The following is a 14,903-nucleotide window of genomic DNA, read 5'->3' as shown; positions in this document are numbered from 1 at the left end:
GGGTGAGTCGACCCGCTGGAAACGATCGTGTACGTCAACGAATGTCCGCAACGCGTCGTCACCCGAGTCCGGTGACGCCGAGTCCCGGCGCGTCGGGGAGCACCACCTCGCCGCCCTCGTACCGCATGCCGCCCCGCACCGGCGACGATGCCTGCCACCAGGCCGCGTCCAGGTCACTCACCGCGGTGGTGCCGTACGCCGCGACCAGGCTCGCCGCCGCGCCCAGCCCGATCTGCGTCTCCATCATCGAGCCCACGATGGTGCCGAGCTCATGCGCCTCCGCCAGCCCGAGCAGCGTGCGTGCCGGGGCGAGGCCACCGCACTTGGCCAGTTTGACGTTGACCATGTCGGCAGCGCGCCGTCGGATCACCTCGACCAGGTCACGTACGCCGAAAACCGCTTCGTCGGCGAGGATCGGCACGTCCACCCGGTCGCTGACCCAGGCGAGCCCGTCCAGGTCCCAGCGCGGCACCGGCTGCTCGACGAGTTCGATGTCGAGGCCGGCGTCGGAGATGCCGCGGATCACCCGGACCGCCTCGCGCGGCGTCCAGCCCTGGTTGGCGTCGAGTCGGATCCGTGCCCGCGGCCCGACCGCGTCGCGAACCGCCTGCACCCGCGCCAGATCGCCGGCGGCGTCCGTGCCGACCTTCACCTTCAGGATCGCGAAACCCTCGCCGACCCGTTCGCGCGCCGCCGCGCCGAGCGCGTCGGCGTCCCCTGCGGAGAGGGTCACGTCGGTCGGCACCCGCAGCGCCGTGCCGCCGAGCAGCCGGACCAGGGGTACGCCGAGCCGCCGCGCGGCCAGATCGTGCAGCGCCACGTCGACGGCGCCCTTCGCCGCCTCGTTGCCGGCCACCGCCCGCTGCACCTCCCGACAGCGGGTCACCAGATCATCCGGGTCGCGGCCGGTCAGCAGCGGACCGAGCAACTCGCGCACGCACGCCGCCGACCCGTCGATCGACGCCCCGGTCACCTGCCACACCTGGGGCGCCTCGCCGAACCCGGATCGCCCGTCGGTGTCGATGATCTCCACCACCAGGGTCTCCACTGTGGTGGCCCGGCGCAGCGCGGTGACGAACGGGGTGTGCAGGGGTGCGCTGAGCCGGTGGGTGCGTACCTCCGCGATCGTCATGTGAGGCACCCTATCCCCAGATGATCGTCACCTCGGAGGGGCGAATGGCGGAGCAGGGTTGGACTCTCGTGGGCGCGCCGAACAGTCGCGACCTGGGTGGGCTGGTCGGTGCCGGCGGTCGGCGGGTGCGTACCGGGATGTTGGTCCGCACCGGCGCGCTCGGTCGGCTCGGCGACGACGACGTGGCCGTACTCGGCAAGCTCGGTGTGGCGTGCGTACTGGATCTGCGTGACGTGTCGGAGATTTCGGTGGGGGCTCCGGACCGCCTGCCGGGCGATCCGCGGGTGGTCCACCTGCCGGTGCTCGACGCGGAGCATCCGGTCTTCACCTATCTGTCGGCGGTGCTGTCCGGCCACGATCTCGGCGCGTACGCGGCGCTCGCGGCCGAGGGGACGTCGGGCGCGATGGCCGACATCTACCGCTGGTTCGTCACCGGGGCCGGGGCGCGGGACGGGTTCGCCCGGGCTGTGCGGCTCGCGGCCGACCCGGCGCACCTGCCACTGCTCTTCCACTGCAGCGCCGGCAAGGACCGCACGGGATGGCTGGCGGTGATCCTGCTGACCGCGCTCGGCGTCGACGAGGCGGCGATCCGCGCCGACTACCTGCGCAGCAACGACCTCAGCGCGGGGACGCAGGAGGCGATCCTGCGGGCGATGCGGCGCCGGCACGCCGAGTTGGACGTCGACGCGGTCCGCCCGGTGCTCGAGGTGCGGGCGGAGTACCTGGACGCGGCGTACGCGGAGGTGGAGCGGGTGTACGGCTCGTTCGACGGCTACCTGCGAGTGGGTCTCGGGCTCGATGACCGGATCATCACGGCGCTGCGGGCGCACCTGCTGGAGTGAGCCGCTGCCGGTGTTCCCACGCCGCGGCCGACACCGCGGCGATCAGCCGGCAGGCCTCGTCATCGCCGTGCCCGCCCTCGGCGGCCCTGCCGTCGGCCAACTCGGTGGTCGTGCAGACCACCACGGCGTACGGGGGAGCGTCGTCGGGGAAGACCACACCGGCGCCGTGGCGCACCCCGTGCACCCAGCCGTTCTTGTGGGCGATGCGGGTCCCGTCGGGCAGCCCGGCGGCCAGGTCCTCGCGGTGTTCCTGCGCGAAGAGGACGTCGAGCATCTCGCGGCACGCCTGCGGGCCGGCGATCGGGTCGCGCTGACCCGGATCGGCCTCGGCCGGGCGCGCGCTGTGGGCGATGGCGCCGAGCAGCGCGGCGAGATCCGCGGCCGTGACCTCGTTGGTGATGCCGCCGTCGCGGGCGGCGAAGTCCTCAATGCCGCGTCCGGTGACGCTGTGCCGGGCGCCCGCCAGGTCCCAGACCCGCGCGACGGCGGGCAGGCCGACGTGTCCGAGGACGATGTTGGTGGCGAGGTTGCTCGACTTGATGATCATCCGTTGGGCGAGCCATCGCAGCGTCGCCTCGCCGCCGACCCGCGCCCAGACCGCGTCGTCGTTGTCGTAGCTCTGCTGGCAGGCGAATCGGGGCGCGTCGGGGGCCGCCGAGTCGAACACGTCGCGGACCGGAACCGGGGTGTCGAGGTGGAGCGTGCCGGCCTCGGCGGCGCGGTGGAGCGCGGCGAGGACGGCGATCTTCATCGTGCTCGCGGCGTAGTGCGGCACGTCGGGCAGCCGGGTGTACGCCGGGGCGTGCCCGAGCCGGGCGACGTAGACCGAGACGGTGCCCGGCGTGGCGGCGAGTCGCGCGTCGAGGCTCTCCCACGTCATGCGCGGAGACTACGCGATCAAGGACTTTCGCGTGGATCAAGGCCTTTCGCGCCGGTCAAGGGCATGCTCACCCGATCGGAGATCGAACGAACACGCCCTTGACCGGCGACGAAGAGGTAACGGCTGAGCCGGCCGTCAGCCCTGGTGCTTGCGTCGAGCGGCGGCGCGACCGCGGGCGGTCTGGTCGAGCACCACCTTGCGGATACGCACGGCCACCGGGGTGACCTCGACGCACTCGTCCTCGCGGCAGAACTCCAGCGCCTGCTCCAGCGACAGCTTGCGCGGCGGGATCAGCTTCTCGGTCTCGTCCGAGCTGGCCGCGCGCATGTTGGTGAGCTTCTTTTCCTTGGTGATGTTGACGTCCATGTCGTCGGCGCGGGAGTTCTCCCCGACGATCATGCCCTCGTACACCTCGGTGGTCGGCTCGGTGAAGAGCGTGCCGCGCTCCTGCAGGTTCATCATCGCGAACGGGGTGACCACGCCGGAGCGGTCGGCCACCAGCGACCCGTTGTTGCGGGTGCGCAGCTCGCCGAACCACGGCTCGTACTTCTCGAAGACGTGGTGCAGGATGCCCGTGCCGCGGGTCTCGGTCAGGAACTCGGTCCGGAAGCCGATCAGGCCGCGCGCCGGAACCAGCCACTCCATCCGGATCCAGCCGGTGCCGTGGTTGACCAACTGCTCCATCCGGCCCTTGCGGGTCGCGAGGAGCTGGGTGATCGCGCCGAGGAAGTCCTCCGGCGAGTCGATGGTCAGTCGCTCCACCGGCTCGCAGGTCTTGCCGTCGATCTCCTTGGTGACCACCTGCGGCTTGCCGACGGTCAGCTCGTACTGCTCGCGGCGCATCTGCTCGACCAGGATGGCCAGGGCGAGTTCGCCACGGCCCTGCACCTCCCAGGCGTCCGGCCGCTCCGTGGGCAGGACCCGCAGCGAGACGTTACCGATCAGTTCCTTGTCCAGCCGGTCCTTGACCATCCGTGCGGTGACCTTGGCACCCTTGACCCGGCCGACGAGCGGCGAGGTGTTGGTGCCGATGGTCATCGAGATGGCCGGCTCGTCGACGGTGATCAGCGGCAGCGGCCGCGGGTCGTCGGCATCGGCGAGCGTCTCGCCGATCATGATTTCCGGGATGCCGGCGACGGCGATGATGTCGCCCGGCCCGGCCTGCTCGGCCGGCTTGCGGTCCAGCCCATCGGTCATCAGCAGTTCGGAGATGCGCACCTTCTGCATCGAACCGTCCGTGCGGCACCAGGTCACGGTCTGGCCCTTGCGGATGATGCCCTCGCGCACCCGGCACAGCGCCAGCCGGCCGAGGAACGGCGAGGCGTCAAGGTTGGTCACGTGCGCCTGCAGCGGCGCGCCCTCCTCGAAAGCGGGCGCCGGGATCGTCTCCAGGATGGTGCGGAAGAGCGGCTCGAGGCTGTCGCTGTCGGTCGGCACGGTGCCGTCGGCGGGCTGCGTCATCGAGGCGATGCCGTCGCGGGCGCAGGCGTAGACGATCGGAAAGTCGATCTGGTCGGCGTCGGCGTCGAGGTCGAGGAAGAGCTCGTACGTGTCGTCGACGACCTCCTTGATCCGGGCGTCGGGACGGTCGACCTTGTTGATCACGAGAATGATCGGCATCCGCGCCTTGAGCGCCTTGCGCAGCACGAAGCGGGTCTGCGGGAGCGGGCCCTCGCTCGCGTCGACCAGCAGCACCACGCCGTCGACCATGGTGAGCCCGCGCTCGACCTCGCCGCCGAAGTCGGCGTGGCCGGGGGTGTCGATGATGTTGATGACCACCGGCTCGCCGTCACCCGGGACGTAGCTGATCGCGGTGTTCTTGGCCAGGATCGTGATGCCCTTTTCCCGCTCCAGGTCCATCGAGTCCATCACGCGGTCGGTCATCTCCGCGCGGCTGTGGAACTGGCCGCCTTGGCGCAGCATGGCGTCCACGAGGGTGGTCTTGCCGTGGTCGACGTGCGCCACGATGGCGACGTTGCGGAGGTCGGAGCGGGTCTGCATGGGTTCCATTCTCGTGGCGGTAGGTCGTGGCTTGACGCCGGGTCACCTGCGGTTGCCCAGGATGTTCCGACAAATGTCTGTTCCGTGGGAATCTGCGGCGCGGGGGCGCGGCCCGACGTGGGTCATGACGCTGCTGCAGGGTGGTGGCGTCGCTCCTGGTCTCCGTCGTCGCCGCGTTGATCGTCGCGGCGCGGTGATCGTCGGGCTGTTGGTGCCCGATGCGGCCACCCTGCTGCTGGTCGGCTTCCTAGCGTACGCCGCGACCCGGCATTGTGCCCCGCCGCGGCGGTGCCCTGCTACCCGCGCGGGGCCGTGGCCTGTGTCACGTCTCGGCCGTTCCGGGCCGTTCGGGGCCGTTGCGGGGCGGGTGGCCGTGCCACGCCGCCCTGGAAAACAGGGGTCGGGGGCTCAGGCCACGCGCCTCGGCCGGCCGTGTGCGCGCAGACCGGGCGCGCGAGCGGGCCCCCAACTGTGACGGGCATCGCTGTTAGGGTGCGGTCGCGGCGCGTGGGGATCGCAGCGCCGCGCGGATTGCCCGGGAGGGTCAATGAGAAGCGGTGCACGCGGCGGCGCGGCGGTGGTGGTGTTGACGATGCTGGCGTCGGTCGTTGCCGGCTGCGGCAACGATCGCCCAGCCGAAGGGCAGTCACCCGTCGCGATCACGTCGGACGTCGCGGCGGCCTCGCCGACGACCGAGCCGACCGTGGTGCCCACGACCGCCGCGCCGACGCGGAGCGCGACCGCGAGCCCCACGCCGCGCCCGAGTCGCACCACGAAGGCGCCCGCCAAGCCGGCGCCGCGCCGCAAGCCGCCCACCGAGGTCAAGCTCCCGCCTCCGGTGCCAAAGCCCGCGGCGAGCAACTGCACGCCCAAGCGCGTGGGTACCCAGGTTTCCCGGGCGGAGGCCAAGAAGGCGCTCACCGACGCGGCGGGCAGGACGTACTGGCCCACCTCCGCGCCGAGCATCCGGGTCCCGCTCAACCTCGTGAAGGCGACCGCCTGGCAGGAGAGTGGCTGGCAGTCCAACATCATCGCCTGTGACACCGGGGTCGGGCTGATGCAGGTCATGCCGGACACCGCCGAGTGGATGAACGGCCGGTTCGGTCAGTCGTACGACATCAATGACTATCGCGACAACGCCACGCTCGGGGCCAACGTCCTCGCCTGGCTGATCAAGTATTTCGGCGACGTCTACTTCGACGGCGACTACACCCTCGACGCCGCGGACTGCGCCGACCACCGCAGTCCCTGCCTACTCAACGCCATCATCGCCAGCTACAACTACGGCTACGGCGCGGTCGACACGGAGAAGGACGGGATCGTCATCCCCAATCCCCGCTACGTGGAGAACGTGCGCGCGCTGATGACCGAGTGCGAGTGCCTGGCGTTCTGACCCGCCCCGACGAACACCAGGGATAACCGGTGAAACGCCTCGCGGGAGGGGAGCCGGCCGTGACCGTGGCGCGCGCTGCACGAGCACGCCGACGGCATGGACACGCTCGACTGGCTGCGCCGCCAGCGGTGGAAGACCCGGGGCCGCCGGTACGCCGGCGAGCGGGACATCTTCCATGATCCGGAGCATCCGTCGGCGGTCTTTCTCCCGCTGAATACCGCGTCGTAATCGGGGATGGGCCGCTGCGGCGGGCGCGGGTGGCGAGAATGGCGGCATGGGGGACGACCCGCCGACCCGGACACCCTTCGCCCAGCTCGACCAGTTGCCGCCCGAGGTGCTGGCCGGGTTGATCGCCAGCCTCGACGCGCTGGCCGCCCAGCCGGAGATCCGACGGGTGCGCCGGGCCGCCCAGACGGCGCTACTGCCCCTGCCGGGCCAGCGCGTGCTCGATGCCGGTTGCGGCGCCGGGGAGGTGGCTCGGCAGCTCGCCGCGCTGGTGGCGCCGACCGGTGAGGTCGTGGCCGCCGACTTCTCCGCCGCCACGGTGGCGATCGCCGCGCTGCGCCACGACGGGAGCCGGGTGCGGTACGTCGTCGGCGACATGACGGCGCTCGGGTTTCCCGACCGGACCTTCGACCGGGTCCGCTCGGAACGGGTGCTGCAGCACCTCGACGATCCCGACTCGGCGGTCGCGGAACTCGTCCGGATCACGCGTCCCGGCGGGCGGGTCTGTCTGGTCGACACCGACTGGGAGTCGTTGACCACCGACGGCATCCCGGACGAGCTGACCGTGGCGCTGCGGCGGCACGTGGCCAGCGGGAGCATGCTGCATGACCGCTCGATGGGGCGCACGTTGCGCCGCCGGCTGGTGCGGGCCGGGCTCGTCGACGTGATCACCGAGCCTGTCACCTGCTGCTTCACCGATCCCGACGACGCCGCGGCGGTGCTGCCCATGTTTGACCGTCGGTCTCTGATGCCGGCCGGCATGGTGCCCGACGAGATGTGGGAGGGCTGGTTCGCGGCGGTGGACGGGGCGGCCGCGCGGGGGGAGTTGCTCGCCGCGCTGACGATCTGGGTCGCTGCGGGTGTGCGACCGGAGTAGCGACCGCTGCCCGCGATCTTGCAGCCGTGGCCGGCTCTATCCGGCGTCCCGTGGCGATATGTGCGGGCCACAGCTGCAAGATCGGCGAACTCAGCGGGGGCTGTCGGCGGCGCGGGTCGGGGCGGACGTCAACGGCGCCAGGTCGGCTGGCACGCCGGCCTGCCCGGCCGCCTCGTTGGCCAGCTCCTCGCGGGCCAGCTCGACGCCGGTCTTCGTGCCCAGTGGCACCTCCTTGAGCAGGAGGATCGCGACGAGCGAGATCACCGCGAGCGGAATCGCGGCCAGGAACAGCTCCGCCACCCCCTGACCGAACGCGTCCTCGACGACCGTCCGGACCGGGCCCGGCAGGGCCGCCAGGTTGGGGATGGCGTGTCCGCCGGAGCCGCCGGGCGTCGGGATGCCGAGCCGGGTCAACCCGTCGGCGATCAGCGTCGCGGTCCGGTTGCCGAGCAGGGCGCCGAGCGCCGAGACCCCCATCGCGCCGCCCATGCTGCGGAAGAAGGTGACCGTGGCGGTCGCCGCGCCCATGTCGCGGATGTTGATCGAGTTCTGCACGACCAGCACCAGGTTCTGCATCGTCATGCCGACGCCGAGACCGAGCACCGCCATGTAGACCGAGAGCAGCACGAAGCTGGTGTGTGACCCGATCGTGCCCATGAGGGCGATCCCGGCGATGGTCAGCAGACCACCGATGACCATCCACCGCTTCCACCGGCCGGTCTTGCTGATGATCTGCCCGACGACGATGGACGCGGCGAGCGAGCCGAGCACCATGGGCAGGGTGAGCAGCCCGGACTGGGTCGGTGTCTTGTCCCGCGCGATCTGCATGTACTGGCTCAGGAAGACCGAGGTGCCGAACATGGCGACGCCGACCGTGACGCTGGCGATGATGGCGAGCACGACGGTGCGGTTGCGGAACAGCCGCATCGGGATGATCGGTTCGGCGGTGCGCAGCTCGACGGCGACCGCAGCGGCCAACACCGCCACTCCGCCGATCACCATGGCCGCCGTCTGCCAGGACGCCCACGCGTACTTCTGGCCGGCGAGAGTGACCCAGATCAGCAGCAGCGAGACCCCGGCCGCGATGAGCGTCGCGCCCAGATAGTCGATCCGCACCGCCCGCCGGGGCAGCTTCGGCAGGTGCAGCGTCTTCTGCAGCACGATGATCGCCAGCACGGCGAAGGGAACCGCCACGTAGAAGTTCCAGCGCCAGCCGAGCCAGGACGTGTCGGTGATGACGCCGCCCAGGAGCGGGCCACCGACCATGCCGACGGACATCACGCCGCCGAGAATGCCCATGTAGCGGCCGCGTTCCCGCGGCGAGATCAGGTCGGAGATCACCACGGTCGAGAGCGCGGTGAGGCCGCCGGCGGCGAGGCCCTGGACCACCCGGAAGCCGATGAGCATCTCGGTGGAATGCGCGAGTCCGGCGAGCCCGGAGCCGACGACGACGAGGATCAACGAGAGCTGGACCAGCAGCTTGCGGTTGAACAGGTCGGCGAGTTTGCCCCAGATCGGCGTGCTGACGGTCATCGCCAGCAGCGTCGCGGTCACCACCCAGGTGTACGACGCCTGCGAACCGTTGAGGTCAGAGATGATCTTCGGCAGCGAACTGGAGACGACCGAGCTCGACAGGATCGCGACGAACATGCCGAGCATGAGGCCGATCAGTGATTCGAGCACCTCGCGACGGACCTTGGGTGGCGCGGTCGGCGCCGCCTCGGTGGAAACAGTCATGACTTCCTTTGCTGGTTCAGGTGTCTTGCGAACCGGGGCGTGGCCCGTCGGTTCACGATCGGTTTGTGCTGCCCGGCGCCGTCAGCGCCTCTTCCCACGTCCGGCGCAGCCGGCGTACCCCTTCGATGAGCTGGTCGATCTCATTCAGCGACCAGTCCGCGAGCGTGCTCTCGACGAAGGCGCCGGCCTCGCTCCGGAGGCGGTCGAGCTCCCGCTGCCCCTTGTCCGTCAGGCGGACGACGTGTGACCGCCGGTCGTGCGGGTCGGCGCAACGCTGCGCCATCCCGGCGGCCTCCATCGCCGTGATCTGCCGGCTGGCGACCGAGATGTCGACCCGGGTCCGCTGGGCGATCTCGCTGATGCGCAGCCCCTCCGTCCCGCTGAGGGCGGCGAGTGGCGCGAGGCAACCGATGCTCACGGTGCCGGCGGCGACGTGACGGACGAGGTCGCGACGGGCCGATCCGAGCGCGTTGACTTCGGACGCCAGAGCGGCGCACGCGGCTTCCCGGCTACCCATCACGTCTCCCTTGTAGTTGCCTGAGGCAACGATATCACTGTCATTGCTTGAGACAACCAAATAAGTGGAGAGGTGGGCTACTGCGGAGGAAGTCAGAACTCGATCGCGTTGAAGCGCGCCAGCAGGCGGCCGAGCAGCTCGATATCGTGTGCCGGCCACACCGACAGGCCGGCGCGGAGGCGGTCGCGGCGCGCCTGTCGTACCGCGGCGAGCCGTCCGGACCCCAGCGCGGTCAGCGCGAAGCGGACCGCGCGGGCGTCCTCCGCGTCCGGCCGGCGATGCACCATGCCCGCCCGTTCGAGTAGCTGCAGCTGGCGGCTCACGGTCGGCTTGCCGATCCCGAAGAAGACGGCGAGGTCGGTCACCCGGCAGCTGCCGACCTCGTCCAATCGCAGCAACAGCCCGTACGCCGCCGGGTCGAGGTCCGGATCGAATTCCTGGGCCGCGCGGTGATACGCCCCACGCGCCCGTCGGAGCAGCACCGTGAGCTCCTGCTCGACGGCGTCGAGCGGCCCGCTGTCCGGGCTGGTCTCTGGCTGCACGCCACCACAGTAGTCAGCGGCGCCTCCGTCCCGGCTGAGGATCACCAGCGGAATGTCGCGCGCGTCCTGGTCTGGTACTCGTCCTACGCCGGTCGGATCTCACCCGACGCGGCGCAGAAACTCCTCCTCCGCGAGCCCGTCGAGCGCGGCGACGAGCTGGTCGACGTCGGCGTCGGTGTGCGCGGCCGTCAACTGCAGGCGGATGCCCACCTCGGCGAGAGGCACCAGGGGATGGGCGGCGAAGGTGACGTAGATGCCGTGTCGCCAGAGCGCGTCGGCGATCTCGCCCAGGTCGCGCCCGGGCGCGAGCGGCAACTCGACGATCGGCGTGCCGGTCGTGTTCGGCGTGGTCAGTCCCCTCGCATGGACGTGGTCGAGGACCCGCGCCGTGAGGCGGTGCAGATGGGCCCGGAGGGCGTCGCCGCGGGCCTCGTTGACGTCGAAGCCGGCCAGCACCGTGGCGAGCGACGCGGTGGGGGAGGGACCGGAGTAGAGGTACGGGGGCGCGGTGAGCTTCAGCTGCTCCTTCAGCGCGGTCGGCAGGGCCAGGAACGCCAGCATCGACGAGTACGCCTTGGAGAAGCCGCCGACCAGGATCAGGTCGTCGTAGCTCTGTCCGAGATGCGCGACGACGGCGTTGCCGCGGCTCCCGTACGGGGAGCTCTCGTCCTCGCGCCGCTCGCCGATCACGCCGAAGCCGTGTGCGTCGTCCACGTAGAGCAGCGCCCCGTGCTGCCGGCAGATCCGCAGGTGACCCTCGAGGTCGGGCAGGTTGCCGGTCATGCTGTTGACGCCGTCGATGCAGACCAGCCGGGGCCCGGTCGCGGGGGCGCTGCCCAGCAACTCGTCCAGCTGTTGCAGATCGCCGGAGCGGAACGGCCGGAGCGTCGCGCCGAGCCCCTGCGCGTACCGGGCGGCGTCGTAGATCGTCTTGTGCGCGCGGCTGTCGAGGAAGACGGTGCCTCCGTCGGCGAGGAGCGGCACCACGGCCATGTGGATCAACGTGACGGTGGGCAGGACGAGCGTGTCCGGAGCGCCGAGCAGCGCGGCCAGGCGTTCCTCGATCCGCGGGTAGAGACGCGGGTTGCCCAGGAGTCGGGACCAGCTCGGGTGGGTGCCCCAGCGGCGGACCTGCTCGCCGATCGAGGCCATGATCTCGGGGTCGAGATCGAAGCCGAGGTAGTTGCAGGAGGCAAAGTCGACCAACCACCGGTCGCCGATGCGGATGTGCCGCCCTCGGACCTCCTCGATCACGGCGTCGTAGATCGGGCTGCTGCTGGAAAGGCGGGCCAGGTCGGCAAGATGCGGGGTGGACGTCACGGGGGACCTCGCGGTTGGTCAGATGGCGTGTCGTGCGGCGAGGGTCCATTTGATCATGTCGTCGTAGTCCATCGACTTCGCGAAGAGGTAGCCCTGGCCGAACTGGCAGCCGATCTCGGCGAGCACCCGCCGTTCGGCGGGGTCTTCAATGCCCTCGGCGATGATCTCGAGTCCCAGGGTGTGCGCGAGCCCGAGGATCCCCTCGACCAGCGAGCGCTGGTCGGGTTCGACCAGGATCGTGTCGATGAACGACTTTTCGATCTTGAGCAGGTTGGCGGGTACCTGGCGCAGGTAGCTCAGCGAGGAGTAGCCGGTGCCGAAATCATCGATCGCGAGCCGTACGCCGGCGGCGCGCAGCGCCGCCAGGTCCGTCCAGACCCGCTCGTCATCGCGGAGCAACAGGCTCTCGGTGATCTCCAGAACCAGTCGCTCGGGTGGGAGGCCCGCTTCGTCGAGTTGACCGAGGACCCGCTCGACGAAGCCGGGGGAGCGGAACTGTCGGACCGAGACGTTGACCGTGACGTACGGGGCGTCTTCCGGGCCGAGCTCCGTCGACCACGCGACCGCGTCGGTGATCGCCCGCTCCAGCACCCAGTAACCGATCGGGACGATCAGGCCGCTCTCCTCGGCGAGGTCGATGAACTGCGCCGGGGTGAGCAGGCCGCGGGTGGGGTGGTGCCAGCGTACGAGGGCTTCGAGACCGACGGGTCGGCCGGTCTCCAGCGCGACGATCGGCTGGTACTGCACCGCGAACTCCGGGCTCGCCAGCGCCTGGTCGAGTTCGGTGCGCAGTTGCATGCGGTCGAGGACAGCCGTGTGCAGGGCCGGTTGGTAGCGGCGCCACTGGCTCTTCCCCGCGCCCTTGGCCACATAGAGCGCCAGATCGGCGTGGCGCAACAGATCCTGCCCCTCGCACGTCTCGGCGGTCGTGGCCACCCCCACGCTCGCCGTCGTGCTGACCACGCCGTCGGCGAGCCGGAACGGCTCGGCGAACGCGGCGACCAGCCGCTGCGCCACCTCCTCCACCTCGGCCGGATCCGCCGCGTCCTCGACGACCGCCGCGAACTCGTCCCCGCCGAGCCGGGCGGCGGTGTCATGGGCGCGCAGACACCGCGCGAGCCGCCGGCTGACCGCGATCAGCAGTTCGTCGCCGGCGGAGTGCCCCATCGTGTCGTTGACCACCTTGAAGTCGTCGATGTCGATGAAGAGCACCGCCGCGACGGTGCCGGCGTGGCGGGAGCGCGTCACCGCCTGCTGGACCCGCTCCTGGAACAGCACGCGGTTCGCCAGGCCGGTGAGCGAGTCGTGGAAGGCGCGGTGGGTGAGCTCGCGTTCCAGTTCCCGCCGCTCGGTGACGTCGCGCAGGGTGATGACCAGACCATCGACGGTGGGATCGGCGCGCAGGTCGCGACAGGAGGCCTCGACCTCGATGCGGCGACCGGTCGCCGTGACCACCGCCCAGTCGGCGTCGGCCGTGTCGCCGCTGCCCGCCCGCATCAGCGTCAGCAGCTCGCGGGCATCGGCACGGTCCTGCGGATGGATGAGCTCGGGGAGCGCGCGACCGGCCAGCGGGTCCGGCCCGAACACGGTCGCCGCCGAGGGACTGTCGTAGCGGATCCGGTCCTCGCCGTCGACGATCAGGATGACATCAGCGGTGTTGTGCACGAGCGTGCGGAAGTATTCCTCGCTGCTCCGTCGGTTGATCTCCTGGTTGAGTGCGATGCGTTCCAGCGCCAGCGCCGCCTGGGCCGTCAGCGCCTCGACGGACTCGTGCACGGTGAGCAGCGCGGAACGGGGCGCCGCGACGTAGAGCGTGCCGATGTGCGGGTTCCCCGCCGGGCGGCCGGTCACCGTGATGTGACACTGCCATGCCGCGTCGAAGTCACCGAGCAGCGCGGCGAGTGCCCGATCGAGGCTCGCCGTCGTCACCAACCGCGCCACGTGGCCACCGTCCGTCGGCGCCGGCCAGGGCCCGGACGTCGGCTCCTCGGCGAGCACCACCCGGTAATCCACGCCGCGGGGCAGGAGTTCGGCGAGCGCGACCCGGATGGCGGTCGCGACCTGCTCCGCGCTCGTCGCCCAGACCAGGGCCGTGCTGGCCCGGCGGATCCCCCGTTCCCGCGCGACGGCCTGGCGGTGGGTGGCGATCACTCCGGCGAGTCGGGCCAGGACGAGCAGGAACATCAGCGCGGAGAGGAGCGCGATGACCGCACCGTCGCTGACGTGCCCGGCGGTCGCCTCGACGAGCAGCACCGCGGGCGGGATGAGGGAGGAGAGCCCGAGCAGCAACAGACGCAGGTTGCCGGCTTCGCGGGGCCGGCTGGTGCGCGGTTCGGTCAGTGCGGCCATCGACGGGTGCAGCGCGGCCGCCCCCCAGCTCACGTAGAACACCGTCCAGCCGAGGTCCACCGGGCCGCCGATCTCCCAGGAACCGCGCAGTTGGCTGAGCCCGTAGAGCACGTCCGAGATGAGCACCCCCACGCCGCCGACGGCGAGCAGCAGCACGCTCGGATTGCGCCGGGCCGACGAGATGAGCTGCGCTCCGGCGGCCAGGATCAGCACATCCCACAGGGGTAGGGAGATTGACGCGGCGCGCTGCAGCGGCGTGACGTGCTGAGCCTGGATGTGCGGGCTGATCAGGAAGATCCACGAGAGCAGGCCGAGCCCCGCGGTCAGGGCCAGGGCGTCGAGCAGGCTGGGGCGGTCGCGCCCACGCAGCCCGCGGTCCGGGAGCAGGAGCAGGCCGGCCAGGAGCAGACCGTAGAAGAGTTGGTAGAGCACGTCGGCGAACGAGGGAAAAGGGTTCTGTCGCCCCAGGACGTCGGTCAGGATGTTGTAGGCGGCGTCGCCGGCGGTGAAGGTGAGCAGTGCCGCCGCGAGGAGCAGCCACGGCGCGCGCCGTCGTGGTCGGTTGCGGCGCACCCCGACGAGCACTGCGGTGGCGCTCGTGAGCCCGAGCAGCCCCCAGGTGGCGAGGTGCCAGGAGGGGAAGGCGTAGTAGGCGGCGCTGATGACGGCCGCGACGGCGAGGTAGCACCCCATTAACCTGCGCGTGTCCATGCGCCCCCCTTCCGCCGGGACTCCCTGAGCGCGTCGTCCCGGGAAGAAGCGGATCGCGCGAGGATAGCGCTGATCATTATGTCCTAAAGACGTGTTTTCGGCCGAAAATTGGATCATTCTGTCCCCGCGCCCCACCGCGCGTCGAACTCCGCCAGCCCGCCACCGAGCCGGTAGCGCAGCCGCAGCTCCACCGGCCCCGCCGCCCGCCGCCGCGGCGGCAGCGGATAGATCTTGTCGCCGTTCAGGGTGTTGAACGTCCCCGCCCGTACCCCGTCGCTCAACCACAGCTCACCGGCGATCCGGACGCCGTCGAGCACGGCCGGTTCGGTGAGCGCCGGTTCCACCGCCGCCTCGACGATCTCCGGCACGGGCCCGCG

At 70.9% G+C, this 14,903-nt stretch carries 13 protein-coding genes; 4 read left to right on the top strand and 9 right to left on the bottom strand.

From position 1 onward, the window contains the following. Positions 1 to 58: 58 nt before the first annotated feature. Positions 59 to 1,132 carry a dipeptide epimerase gene (locus AB0J06_RS10590; protein WP_357426917.1) on the bottom strand — a complete coding sequence of 358 codons (1,074 nt, stop codon included), beginning with the start codon at positions 1,130 to 1,132 and terminating at the stop codon, positions 59 to 61. Between the two features lie 44 nt (positions 1,133 to 1,176). Here AB0J06_RS10590 and AB0J06_RS10585 point away from each other — a divergent pair, with 44 nt between their 5' ends. Then, positions 1,177 to 1,974, top strand: coding sequence for a tyrosine-protein phosphatase (locus tag AB0J06_RS10585; protein WP_357427052.1), 798 nt, complete (start codon positions 1,177 to 1,179; stop codon positions 1,972 to 1,974). Here AB0J06_RS10585 and AB0J06_RS10580 read toward each other — a convergent pair. Together AB0J06_RS10580 and typA are read right to left on the bottom strand one after the other, a co-directional pair. Further along, on the bottom strand, positions 1,943 to 2,854 hold the full coding sequence (locus AB0J06_RS10580) for a serine hydrolase (protein ID WP_357426915.1): 912 nt from the start codon (positions 2,852 to 2,854) through the stop codon (positions 1,943 to 1,945). The two genes, AB0J06_RS10585 and AB0J06_RS10580, sit on opposite strands and share 32 nt — an antisense overlap. A gap of 135 nt (positions 2,855 to 2,989) precedes the next feature. After that, positions 2,990 to 4,855: a translational GTPase TypA gene (gene typA / locus AB0J06_RS10575; RefSeq protein WP_357426913.1), complete on the bottom strand. Its 1,866-nt coding sequence runs from the start codon at positions 4,853 to 4,855 to the stop codon at positions 2,990 to 2,992. A gap of 547 nt (positions 4,856 to 5,402) precedes the next feature. Between typA and AB0J06_RS10570 the strand changes: the two genes are divergently transcribed. The 3 genes from AB0J06_RS10570 (at position 5,403) to AB0J06_RS10560 (ending at position 7,350) form a co-directional block, all read left to right on the top strand. Then, positions 5,403 to 6,248 (top strand): transglycosylase SLT domain-containing protein, encoded by an 846-nt coding sequence (locus AB0J06_RS10570; RefSeq protein WP_357426911.1) that lies wholly within the window; start codon positions 5,403 to 5,405, stop codon positions 6,246 to 6,248. 96 nt (positions 6,249 to 6,344) lie between these two features. Further along, positions 6,345 to 6,476 (top strand): hypothetical protein, encoded by a 132-nt coding sequence (locus AB0J06_RS10565; RefSeq protein WP_357426909.1) that lies wholly within the window; start codon positions 6,345 to 6,347, stop codon positions 6,474 to 6,476. A 46-nt stretch (positions 6,477 to 6,522) separates the two neighbouring features. Then, a complete protein-coding gene (locus AB0J06_RS10560) occupies positions 6,523 to 7,350 on the top strand; it encodes a methyltransferase domain-containing protein (RefSeq protein ID WP_357426907.1) in 828 nt (275 codons plus the stop codon). Between the two features lie 90 nt (positions 7,351 to 7,440). Here the strand turns inward: AB0J06_RS10560 and AB0J06_RS10555 are convergent, their stop codons facing one another. The 6 genes from AB0J06_RS10555 to AB0J06_RS10530 form a co-directional block, all read right to left on the bottom strand. Next, the gene (locus AB0J06_RS10555) at positions 7,441 to 9,087 is read right to left on the bottom strand and encodes an MDR family MFS transporter (RefSeq protein WP_357426905.1); all 1,647 of its coding nucleotides are present in this window, start codon (positions 9,085 to 9,087) and stop codon (positions 7,441 to 7,443) included. A 52-nt stretch (positions 9,088 to 9,139) separates the two neighbouring features. Further along, positions 9,140 to 9,604, bottom strand: a complete 465-nt coding sequence (locus AB0J06_RS10550; protein ID WP_357426903.1) for a MarR family winged helix-turn-helix transcriptional regulator — start codon at positions 9,602 to 9,604, stop codon at positions 9,140 to 9,142. Between the two features lie 92 nt (positions 9,605 to 9,696). Next, positions 9,697 to 10,146 (bottom strand): MarR family winged helix-turn-helix transcriptional regulator, encoded by a 450-nt coding sequence (locus AB0J06_RS10545; RefSeq protein WP_357426901.1) that lies wholly within the window; start codon positions 10,144 to 10,146, stop codon positions 9,697 to 9,699. Positions 10,147 to 10,245: 99 nt separating this feature from the next. Beyond that, the gene (locus AB0J06_RS10540) at positions 10,246 to 11,466 is read right to left on the bottom strand and encodes a pyridoxal phosphate-dependent aminotransferase family protein (RefSeq protein WP_357426899.1); all 1,221 of its coding nucleotides are present in this window, start codon (positions 11,464 to 11,466) and stop codon (positions 10,246 to 10,248) included. A gap of 18 nt (positions 11,467 to 11,484) precedes the next feature. Continuing rightward, positions 11,485 to 14,526, bottom strand: a complete 3,042-nt coding sequence (locus AB0J06_RS10535; protein WP_357426897.1) for an EAL domain-containing protein — start codon at positions 14,524 to 14,526, stop codon at positions 11,485 to 11,487. Positions 14,527 to 14,639: 113 nt separating this feature from the next. Beyond that, positions 14,640 to 14,894 (bottom strand): hypothetical protein, encoded by a 255-nt coding sequence (locus tag AB0J06_RS10530; protein ID WP_357426895.1) that lies wholly within the window; start codon positions 14,892 to 14,894, stop codon positions 14,640 to 14,642. Positions 14,895 to 14,903 lie beyond the last annotated feature (9 nt).

The organism is Micromonospora sp. NPDC049679 (assembly GCF_040659735.1).
Classification (GTDB): Bacteria; Actinomycetota; Actinomycetes; order Mycobacteriales; family Micromonosporaceae; genus Micromonospora_I.
This window is presented reverse-complemented; position numbering and strand designations above follow the sequence as displayed.

What these genes read in the sequence shown, in the direction of transcription:
- AB0J06_RS10560 (WP_357426907.1), top strand. Translation starts at nt 6,523, where the DNA reads ATGGGGGACGACCCGCCGACCCGGACACCCTTCGCCCAGCTCGACCAG.
- AB0J06_RS10580 (WP_357426915.1), bottom strand. Translation starts at nt 2,854, where the DNA reads ATGACGTGGGAGAGCCTCGACGCGCGACTCGCCGCCACGCCGGGCACC.
- AB0J06_RS10565 (WP_357426909.1), top strand. Translation starts at nt 6,345, where the DNA reads ATGGACACGCTCGACTGGCTGCGCCGCCAGCGGTGGAAGACCCGGGGC.
- AB0J06_RS10555 (WP_357426905.1), bottom strand. Translation starts at nt 9,087, where the DNA reads ATGACTGTTTCCACCGAGGCGGCGCCGACCGCGCCACCCAAGGTCCGT.
- typA (WP_357426913.1), bottom strand. Translation starts at nt 4,855, where the DNA reads ATGCAGACCCGCTCCGACCTCCGCAACGTCGCCATCGTGGCGCACGTC.
- AB0J06_RS10590 (WP_357426917.1), bottom strand. Translation starts at nt 1,132, where the DNA reads ATGACGATCGCGGAGGTACGCACCCACCGGCTCAGCGCACCCCTGCAC.
- AB0J06_RS10535 (WP_357426897.1), bottom strand. Translation starts at nt 14,526, where the DNA reads ATGGACACGCGCAGGTTAATGGGGTGCTACCTCGCCGTCGCGGCCGTC.
- AB0J06_RS10550 (WP_357426903.1), bottom strand. Translation starts at nt 9,604, where the DNA reads ATGGGTAGCCGGGAAGCCGCGTGCGCCGCTCTGGCGTCCGAAGTCAAC.
- AB0J06_RS10585 (WP_357427052.1), top strand. Translation starts at nt 1,177, where the DNA reads ATGGCGGAGCAGGGTTGGACTCTCGTGGGCGCGCCGAACAGTCGCGAC.
- AB0J06_RS10570 (WP_357426911.1), top strand. Translation starts at nt 5,403, where the DNA reads ATGAGAAGCGGTGCACGCGGCGGCGCGGCGGTGGTGGTGTTGACGATG.